This is a genomic window from Streptomyces sp. NPDC056361 (genome assembly GCF_042262805.1).
Taxonomy (GTDB): domain Bacteria; phylum Actinomycetota; class Actinomycetes; order Streptomycetales; family Streptomycetaceae; genus Streptomyces.
The window spans coordinates 21,880-30,725 of sequence record NZ_JBHJQI010000100.1 but is presented as its reverse complement, the minus strand read 5'-3'; the positions used below and the strand labels follow the sequence as shown (position 1 = coordinate 30,725).

At 71.1% G+C, this 8,846-nt stretch carries 7 protein-coding genes; 1 reads left to right on the top strand and 6 read right to left on the bottom strand.

The annotated features are described in order from the left end of the window. Positions 1–45: 45 nt before the first annotated feature. Entirely contained in the window at positions 46–402 is a 357-nt protein-coding gene (locus ACFCY7_RS27630) for an iron-sulfur cluster assembly accessory protein (RefSeq protein ID WP_015033024.1), read from the bottom strand. Between the two features lie 246 nt (positions 403–648). On the opposite strand from ACFCY7_RS27630, the gene nadA reads away from it, so the two are divergent. Further along, positions 649–1,827: a quinolinate synthase NadA gene (nadA, locus tag ACFCY7_RS27625; RefSeq protein ID WP_376488765.1), complete on the top strand. Its 1,179-nt coding sequence runs from the start codon at positions 649–651 to the stop codon at positions 1,825–1,827. An 81-nt stretch (positions 1,828–1,908) separates the two neighbouring features. Here nadA and ACFCY7_RS27620 read toward each other — a convergent pair whose 3' ends face one another. From ACFCY7_RS27620 to ACFCY7_RS27600, 5 genes are all read right to left on the bottom strand, one after another. Next, on the bottom strand, positions 1,909–5,058 hold the full coding sequence (locus ACFCY7_RS27620) for an efflux RND transporter permease subunit (protein WP_376488764.1): 3,150 nt from the start codon (positions 5,056–5,058) through the stop codon (positions 1,909–1,911). Positions 5,059–5,236: 178 nt separating this feature from the next. Further along, positions 5,237–5,932: a response regulator gene (locus ACFCY7_RS27615; RefSeq protein WP_376488763.1), complete on the bottom strand. Its 696-nt coding sequence runs from the start codon at positions 5,930–5,932 to the stop codon at positions 5,237–5,239. After that, the gene (locus ACFCY7_RS27610) at positions 5,929–7,167 is read right to left on the bottom strand and encodes a sensor histidine kinase (protein WP_376488762.1); all 1,239 of its coding nucleotides are present in this window, start codon (positions 7,165–7,167) and stop codon (positions 5,929–5,931) included. Before ACFCY7_RS27610 ends, ACFCY7_RS27615 begins: the two co-directional genes overlap by 4 nt. 384 nt (positions 7,168–7,551) lie before the next feature. Further along, positions 7,552–7,830, bottom strand: a complete 279-nt coding sequence (locus ACFCY7_RS27605) for a hypothetical protein (RefSeq protein ID WP_376488761.1) — start codon at positions 7,828–7,830, stop codon at positions 7,552–7,554. Between the two features lie 19 nt (positions 7,831–7,849). Continuing rightward, positions 7,850–8,644 carry a PspA/IM30 family protein gene (locus ACFCY7_RS27600; RefSeq protein WP_017238869.1) on the bottom strand — a complete coding sequence of 265 codons (795 nt, stop codon included), beginning with the start codon at positions 8,642–8,644 and terminating at the stop codon, positions 7,850–7,852. Between the last annotated feature and the right edge of the window lie 202 nt (positions 8,645–8,846).

Sequence of the window (8,846 nt, the reverse complement as noted above, 5' to 3'; positions counted from 1 at the left end):
GCCCGGGACCTGGTCCCGGGCCGCCGCCCTCACGTGCGTACGGGTTTAGCTGAACGAGTCGCCGCAGGCGCAGGAGCCCGTGGCGTTCGGGTTGTCGATGGTGAAGCCCTGCTTCTCGATCGTGTCGACGAAGTCGATCGAGGCACCCCCGAGGTACGGGGCGCTCATGCGGTCGGTGACGACCTTGACGCCGTCGAAGTCCTTCACGACATCGCCGTCGAGCGAACGCTCGTCGAAGAACAGCTGGTAACGCAGGCCGGAGCAGCCACCGGGCTGAACGGCGACGCGCAGGGCCAGGTCCTCGCGGCCTTCCTGGTCGAGGAGGGCCTTGACCTTGGCCGCGGCGGCGTCGGACAGGAGGATGCCGTCGCTGACAGTGGTCTTCTCGTCCGATACGGACATCTGCTTCTCTCCCGGTGTGTACGGAGACTGCTTGCCGACGGTTGCAACCGGCGGTGCCCCGGATTCATTCCGGGTCGGGCGGGTCTTTGCTTCTTTCATGCTCGCACACCATGTCCACGAGTGCGGACGGCGAATTCGTCACATCGACACTATGGACATCGTCAACGTGACGTGAAGCAGTTATGATAGATAGCGTCATTTAGACGAAAAGGTTTCCCCGAAGACCCGAATGAAAGGGTGCGTGACGTGACCACCGCCCAGCCCCTGGATGTGCAGCCGACGCCGCTCGCCCTGCTCCTGCTCGGCCGCGAGGCCGACCCGAAGAGCGAGCGCGGTGTGGAGTGTCCCGGCGATCTGCCGTCGCCCTCCGACCCGGACCTCGTGGAGCGCGCCCGCGCGGCCAAGGAGAAGCTCGGGGACAAGGTCTTCGTGCTCGGCCACCACTACCAGCGCGACGAGGTCATCCAGTTCGCCGATGTCACCGGCGACTCCTTCAAGCTCGCCCGCGACGCTGCGGCCAAGCCCGAGGCCGAGTACATCGTCTTCTGCGGCGTGCACTTCATGGCGGAGTCGGCCGACATCCTCACCGGTGACGACCAGAAGGTCGTCCTGCCCGACCTCGCGGCCGGCTGCTCGATGGCCGACATGGCCACCGCCGAGCAGGTCGCCGAGTGCTGGGACGTGCTGACCGAGGCCGGCATCGCCGAGCAGGTCGTGCCCGTCTCGTACATGAACTCCTCGGCCGACATCAAGGCCTTCACCGGCAAGCACGGGGGCACCATCTGCACCTCGTCCAACGCCGAGCGGGCCCTGAACTGGGCCTTCGAGCAGGGCGAGAAGGTGCTGTTCCTGCCGGACCAGCACCTGGGCCGCAACACCGCGGTCCGCGACATGGGCATGTCCCTGGACGACTGCGTGCTCTACAACCCGCACAAGCCGAACGGCGGCCTGACCGTCGAGGAGCTGCGGGCGGCCAAGATGATCCTGTGGCGCGGCCACTGCTCGGTGCACGGCCGGTTCTCGCTGGACTCGGTGAACGACGTCCGCGAGCGCATCCCGGGCGTGAACGTGCTCGTCCACCCCGAGTGCCGGCACGAGGTCGTCGCCGCCGCGGACTACGTGGGCTCGACCGAGTACATCATCAACACCCTGGAGGCGGCCCCGGCCGGTTCCAAGTGGGCGATCGGCACCGAGCTGAACCTCGTCCGCCGACTGGCGAACCGTTTCGCCGATCAGGACAAGGAGATCGTCTTCCTCGACAAGACCGTCTGCTTCTGCTCGACGATGAACCGCATCGACCTCCCCCACCTGGTGTGGACCCTGGAGTCGCTGGCCGAGGGCAACCTCGTCAACCGGATCCGGGTCGACGAGGAGACGGAGAGCTTCGCCAAGCTCGCCCTGGAGCGGATGCTGGCGCTGCCGTAGCGCTTCTCCTCCGGATACCCCCGGATACGCCCGAAGGGCGCCCCGCATCGTGCGGGGCGCCCTTCGGCGTACGCGCGGCGTCTAGACGTCGAGGGCGTCCAGCAGCGACGTGTCCGTGTCGGTGTTCGCGTCGGTCGGCTGCTCCGGGATCTCCACGCCGCCCTTCTTCGCCGCCTTCTTCTTCGCGCGGCGCTCCTTGCGGAGCTCCACCATCGCGTAGAGCGTCGGGACGAGCAGCAGGGTCAGCAGCGTCGACGTGATCAGGCCGCCGATCACCACGACGGCCAGCGGCTGGGCGATGAAGCCGCCCTCGCCGGTGATGCCGAGGGCCATCGGCAGCAGGGCGAAGATCGTCGCCAGGGCGGTCATCAGGATCGGGCGGAGCCGGTGCCGGCCGCCCTCGATCACCGCTTCGACGACGCCCAGACCCTGGGCCCGGTACTGGTTGATCAGGTCGATCAGGACGATCGCGTTGGTGACGACGATGCCGATGAGCATCAGCATGCCGATCATCGCCGGGACACCCATGGCCGTGCCGGTGATCACCAGCAGGCCGATGGCCCCCGTCGCGGCGAACGGGATCGAGACCAGCAGGATCAGCGGCTGGATCAGCGACCGGAAGGTCGCCACCAGCAGCATGAAGACGATCGCGACGGCCGCGAACATCGCCAGGAGGAGGTTGATCTGGGCCTCCTCCAGGTCCTCGGTGGCACCGCCGACGGTGGCGGTGGCGCCCTTCGGCAGGTCGAGCTTGGCGATCTTCTGCGTGAGGGCGTTGCCCACCGCGCCGGTGTCGTCACCGGTCGGCTTGGCCGTGACCGTCGCGGAGCGGGCGCCGTCGATCCGGGTCATGGAGACCGGGCCGGGGACCAGTTCGACGGTGGCGACGTCGCCCAGCTTCAGCGGGCCGACGGGCAGGGCCTTCAGCTCGGCCAGGGTGGTGGCCGGCTTCGCCGAGGTGATGAGGACGTCGCGCTCGCTGTCGTCGAGGATCGCCTTGGCGGTCGGGGTGCCCCGGACGGCCTGGGCGACGATCGCGCCGAGCGAGGTGGTGTCGAGACCGGCGTCGGCGGCCTTGTCGTTCGCCTTCACCGAGATGCGCGGGACGGACTGCGAGAGGTCGCTCTGGACGTCGGTGACGTCCGCCAGCTCGGCCACCGCGGTGCGGACCTGCTCGGAGGCCTGCTTCAGGACCTCCGGGTCGGCGGCCTTCACGACCACGCTCAGGTCCTGGTTGCCGAAGCCGTCGCCCGCGGCGATCGTGGTGTCGCCGATGCCGTCGAGCGCGCCGAGCGCCGTGTCGATGGCGTCCCGGGTCTTCTCGTACGAGGCGGACTCCTCCAGGCTGACCTTGTAGGTGGCCTGGTGGGAGCCGGTGGCGCCGCCGAAGGCCGCCATGAAGCCGGAGGAGCCGACGGTGACCTGGTAGTCCTTGACGCCGTCGGTCTCCGCGAGGACCTTCTCGATCTTCTTCGCGGCCTCGTCGGTGGCGTCGAGGCCGGTGCCGGGCTCCAGCTCCTGCCGGATGTTGAGCACCTCCTGCTCGCCGGGCTCGAAGAAGTTCGTCTTCAGGAGGCCGCCCATGCCGACGGTGCCGGCCAGCACGGCGAGCGCGATGGCCACGCTGGTGAGCCGGCGCCGGGTCGCGAACCGCAGGACCGGCACGTACGCGCGCTGGAGACGGCTCTTCTCCTCCTTCTCCTCGGCCAGGCGGCGGGCCCGCTCCGGGTCCTCGGACGCGCCCTTGGGCGCGCGCAGGAACCAGTACGAGAGGACCGGGACCACGGTCAGGGAGACCAGCAGCGAGGCGAGCAGGGCCGCCGTCACCGTCAGCGAGAACGAGCCGAACATCTCGCCGACGATGCCGCCGACCAGGCCGATCGGCAGGAACACGGCGACGGTGGTGAGGGTCGAGGAGGTGACGGCGCCCGCCACCTCGCGGACCGCGGTGAGGATCGCGCTCCGGCGCTCCTCGCCGTAGCCCAGGTGCCGCTTGATGTTCTCCAGGACCACGATCGAGTCGTCGACGACCCGGCCGATGGCGATGGTGAGCGCGCCGAGGGTCAGCATGTTGAGCGAGAGGTCGCGGGCCCACAGCACGATGAGGGCGAGGACGACCGAGAGCGGGATGGAGACCGCGGTGACCAGGGTCGAGCGGATCGACGCGAGGAAGACCAGGATCACCAGGACGGCCATGACGAGGCCGAGCGCGCCCTCGGTGGTCAGGCCGGAGACGGCCTTGGCGACGGCCGGACCCTGGTCCGAGACGATGGTGAGCTCGGCGCCTGCGCCGAGGTCGCGGCGCAGCTCGGGGAGCTTCTCCTCGACCGCGTCGGAGATGGAGACGGCGCTGCCGTCCTTGTCCATGGTGGCCATGACGGCGAGGGTCGGCTTGCCGTTGGTGCGGGTGAGGGAGACGCGCGGCGACTCCTCCTGCCGCACGGCGGCGACGTCGCCGAGGCGGACCGCCTTGCCCTTGCCGGGGACGGCCGCCGGGATGCGCAGGTCCTCGATCTGCCGGAGCGAGGTGTAGCCGCCGCCGATCTGGATCGTGCGGGACTTGCCGGCCTCCGAGAAGGCGCCGGCCGGCATCGTGGCGCCGCCGGAGCGCAGGGCCTCGGCGAGCTTCATGGTGGTGAGTCCGGCGGCGGCGAGCTTCCGCTCGTCGGGGGTGACGGAGACCTGGAGGTCCTGGACGCCGCTGACGGCGACCTGGCCGACGCCGTCGATGTCCTCCAGGGCGGGCACGACGGTCCGCTCCAGCTGGTCGGCGAGGGCCTGCTGGTCCTTGTCCGACGCGGCGGCGAGGACGACGGTCGGCATGTCGTCGGTCGAGCCGGCGACCACCTGCGGGTCGACGGCATCGGGCAGCTGGGCCCGGGCGCGGTTCACGGCCTGCTGGACGTCGGCGACGAGCTGCTTCGTCGACTCGTCGCCGTAGTCGAAGGAGGCCATGACGACGGCCATGCCCTCGGAGGCGGTGGACGTGACCGACTTGAGCCCGTCGACGGCCTTGAGGCTGTTCTCCAGCGGCTCGACGACCTGCTTCTCGACCACATCGGGAGAGGCGCCCTGGTACGGGGCGAGGACCGAGACCATGGGGAGCTCGATCGAGGGCAGCAGTTGCTGCTTCAGCTGCGGGATCGCGATCGCCCCGAACAGGATCGCGACGATGGACATCAGCCCGATCAGGGCCCTTTGCGCGAGGCTGAATCTGGACAGCCAGGACATGGGGTCTCTCTTCTGTGGCGTACTCGTCGGCAGGCGGGAGCAGCGAAGACCCGGGCCTTGATCCGCCGGAGATGCCCCCCGCCTATACGATCTGCCATCCGCGGCCGGAAGTCCTCGGCCCCCGGGTGCACTTCCTTATCCCGCGCATACCGCGTCTGGAGTACGCCGGTGTGATCCGTCAGTCCACCCGGGGACGTACCAGTCCCGATTCGTAGGCCGTGACCACCAGCTGGGCCCGGTCGCGGGCGCCCAGCTTCGCCATGGCCCGGTTGACGTGGGTCTTCACGGTGAGCGGGCTGACGTCGAGCCGCTCGGCGATCTCGTCGTTCGACAGTCCGCCCGCGACGAGGACGAGGACCTCGCGCTCGCGGGCGGTCAGGGCGGCGAGGCGTTCGGAGCGGGCCTTGCCGCCGCCGTCGCCGGTGTCCGCGCCCGACCCCGCGCCCTGGGCGAGGAAGGTGGCGATCAGGCCCTTCGTGGCGGCCGGGGAGAGCAGCGCCTCGCCGGCGTGCGCGATCCGGATCGCGCCGAGCAGCTCCTCGGGTTCGGCGCCCTTGCCGAGGAAGCCGGAGGCTCCGGCGCGCAGCGACTGCACGACGTACTCGTCGACCTCGAAGGTGGTCAGCATGACGATCCGTACGTCCGCGAGCTCGGGATCGGCGGTGATCATGCGGGTGGCGGCCAAGCCGTCCGTGCCCGGCATGCGGATGTCCATCAGGACGACGTCGGGCCGCTCGGAGCGGGCGAGGGCGACGGCCTCGGCGCCGTCGGGCGCCTCGCCGACGACCTCCATGTCCGGCTCGGAGTTCACCAGGACCTTGAAGGCGCTGCGCAGCAGGGCCTGGTCGTCGGCGAGCAGTACCCGGATCGTCATGTGTCCTCCCCCGTGCGGGACGTCACCGGCAGTATCGCCTGGACGCGGAAGCCGCCGCCGTACCGGGGGGCGGCGGTCAGGGTGCCGCCGAGCGCGCCGACCCGCTCGCGCATGCCGAGGAGGCCGTGGCCGCCGGATCCCTCGGGCGCCCCGGTCTGCGGGACGCCGTTGTCGAGGACGGTGATCTCGACCGTACGGCCCACCCGGACGACGCTGACCTCGGCCTCGGCGTCCGGTCCCGCGTGCTTGCGCACGTTGGTCAGCGCCTCCTGCACGATCCGGTACGCGGCGAGGTCGACCGTCGCGGGCAGCGGCTTCTCGCCGTCGGCGCGCGCCACGGCGACCGGGAGGCCCGCCTTCCGGAAGCTGTCGAGCAGCCCGTCGAGGACGGCGAGCCCCGGGGCGGGCTCGGTGGGCGCCTCGGGGTCGCCGGACTGGCGCAGCAGGCCGACGGTGGCGCGCAGCTCGTCGAGCGCGGAGCGGCTCGCCTCGCGGACGTACGAGAGGGCCTCCTTCGCCTGGTCCGGGCGCTTGTCCATGACGTGGGCGGCGACGCCGGCCTGCACGTTCACCAGGGCGATGTGGTGGGCGACGACGTCGTGGAGGTCGCGGGCGATCCGCAGCCGCTCCTCGGCCACCCGGCGGCCCGCCTCCTCCTCCCTGGTCCGCTCGGCCCGCTCGGCCCGTTCCCTGATCGCGTCGACGAACGCCCGGCGGCTGCGGACGGCGTCCCCGGCCGCGGCCGCCATGCCGGTCCAGGCGAACACCCCGAGGTTCTCCTGCGCGTACCAGTGCGTCGGCCCGAAGATCATGGCCGCGGCGGTGAGCAGCGCCATCGTGGCCAGGCCGACCCGCCAGGTGGTGGGCCGGTCCGTGCGGGCGGCGACCGTGAAGAGCGCGACGACCACGCTCATCGCGATCGGCGCCGGCCGGCTCGCGCTCACCAGCTCGAAGAGGCTGATCGCCACGGTGAAGCAGAGCACGGCGAACGGCCTGCGGCGGCGCAGCACCAGCGCGGCCGCCCCGAGGACCATGACCAGCACGCTCCACACGTCCGGCGCGTGGTCGCCGAACGTCGGCCCGTCCGGACTTCCGTGCGGGTCGGTGAACGACGCGGCGATCATGGACACGAGCACGCCGAAGGCCAGCACCGCGTCGAAGGCCGGCGGATGGGCCCGGAACCCGTCACGCACACGGGCGTACGGGGTCCCGGTGGAGGGGCCGCTGGGAGTCACGGGGGACAACGGTACGGGGCCGCGCTCGGAAGCCGAAGAGGGCGGGCTCGAGGCGGCGCTCCGGAACAGGTGCGGAGGCGGGGCGGAGGCGGTACCGGCCGGGTTCGGGGGCCAGAGACGACGGGGCCTCCGGGAGCCGGAGGGACTGGGGCTGCGGGAGCCGGAGAAGCCGGGCTAAGCGTCGGGCCCGGGAAGTCGGGCGGGCGGGCCGGGCTCGGGAGCCGGAGGCAGCGGGGCTGTGGGAGCCGGAGAGGTCCGGCCCCAAGAGTCGGGCGGGGCGGGGCATGCTCGGGGGGGCCGGATGCGGAGGCGGGCGGGCCGGGTGTGGCCGGAGGCGCGGCGGTCCCGGCGCCCGTGGGGGCGGCGGGACCGTCGGGTGAGGGGTCAGCCCGGGATGAGGCCGTCGTCGGAGAGCATCGCGCGGACCTCGTCGAGGCTGGCGTCCGGAGCCGGGAGGATCAGTTCCGAGGGCTCCAGGGCGTCGTCGGGGAGGGGCTCACCGAGCCGCCGGACGGCGTCGAGCAGGCCGCCGAGCGTGCCCCGGAAGCCTTCCTGGTCCCCCGACTCCATCTCCGCGAGCAGCTCGTCGTCGAGTCCGTTCAACTCGGCGAGGTGGCTGTCGGCCAGCTTCCACTGGCCCTCCCCCATGATCCGCACGATCATGACGCGTCCTGTCTGTCGCCTACTTCTCGAAGCGCGGGTGGGACTGCTGGGTGCGGTCCTGCGGCGCGGCCGCGCCACCGCCCTCGATGGCCTGCTGCTGCGCCGACGGGCCGCCGGCCAGTTCGGCCTTCATCCGCTGGAGCTCGAGTTCGACGTCCGTACCGCCGGAGAGCCGGTCCAGCTCCGCCTGGATGTCGTCCTTCGCGAGCCCGGACTGGTCGTCCAGGGCGCCCGAGGCGAGCAGCTCGTCGATCGCGCCCGCGCGCGCCTGGAGCTGGGCGGTCTTGTCCTCGGCCCGCTGGATCGCGAGACCGACGTCGCTCATCTCCTCCGAGATGCCGGAGAAGGACTCGGCGATCCGGGTCTGCGCCTGGGCCGCCGTGTAGGTCGCCTTGATGGTCTCCTTCTTGGTGCGGAAGGCGTCGACCTTGGCCTGGAGGCGCTGGGCGGCGAGGGTGAGCTTCTCCTCCTCGCCCTGCAGCGTCTGGTGCTGCACCTCCAGGTCGCTGACCTGCTGCTGGAGCGCGGCCCGCCGGGACAGCGCCTCGCGGGCCAGGTCCTCGCGGCCGAGCGCCAGCGCCTTGCGGCCCTGGTCCTCCAGCTTGGCGGACTGGCCCTGCAACTGGTTCAGCTGGAGTTCGAGCCGCTTGCGGGAGGTGGCGACGTCGGCTACGCCGCGCCGCACCTTCTGCAGCAGCTCCAGCTGCTTCTGGTAGGAGTAATCGAGCGTCTCGCGCGGATCCTCGGCCCGGTCAAGGGCCTTGTTCGCCTTCGCGCGGAAGATCATCCCCATACGCTTCATGACACCGCTCATGGGCTTCGCGCGCCCCCTTCTGACGGACTTCGGCTCCAGCTCTCCAACAGGATCCACAGTACGGGCCCTGTCTCCATTACCGCACTGTTCGGAGCTCGATGCGCTCCTCCCCAAGGACGACTGCGGGCGGCGCTTCCTCCGGCCCAGGGTGTAGATGGATCTAGGGGAAACCACGCCAGTCCTTCGTGCGTACGACCAGAGA

Coding starts and splice junctions, on each gene's coding strand:
- ACFCY7_RS27630 (WP_015033024.1), bottom strand. CDS start 402: ATGTCCGTATCGGACGAGAAGACCACTGTCAGCGACGGCATCCTCCTG.
- ACFCY7_RS27620 (WP_376488764.1), bottom strand. CDS start 5,058: ATGTCCTGGCTGTCCAGATTCAGCCTCGCGCAAAGGGCCCTGATCGGG.
- ACFCY7_RS27615 (WP_376488763.1), bottom strand. CDS start 5,932: ATGACGATCCGGGTACTGCTCGCCGACGACCAGGCCCTGCTGCGCAGC.
- ACFCY7_RS27605 (WP_376488761.1), bottom strand. CDS start 7,830: ATGATCGTGCGGATCATGGGGGAGGGCCAGTGGAAGCTGGCCGACAGC.
- ACFCY7_RS27600 (WP_017238869.1), bottom strand. CDS start 8,644: ATGAGCGGTGTCATGAAGCGTATGGGGATGATCTTCCGCGCGAAGGCG.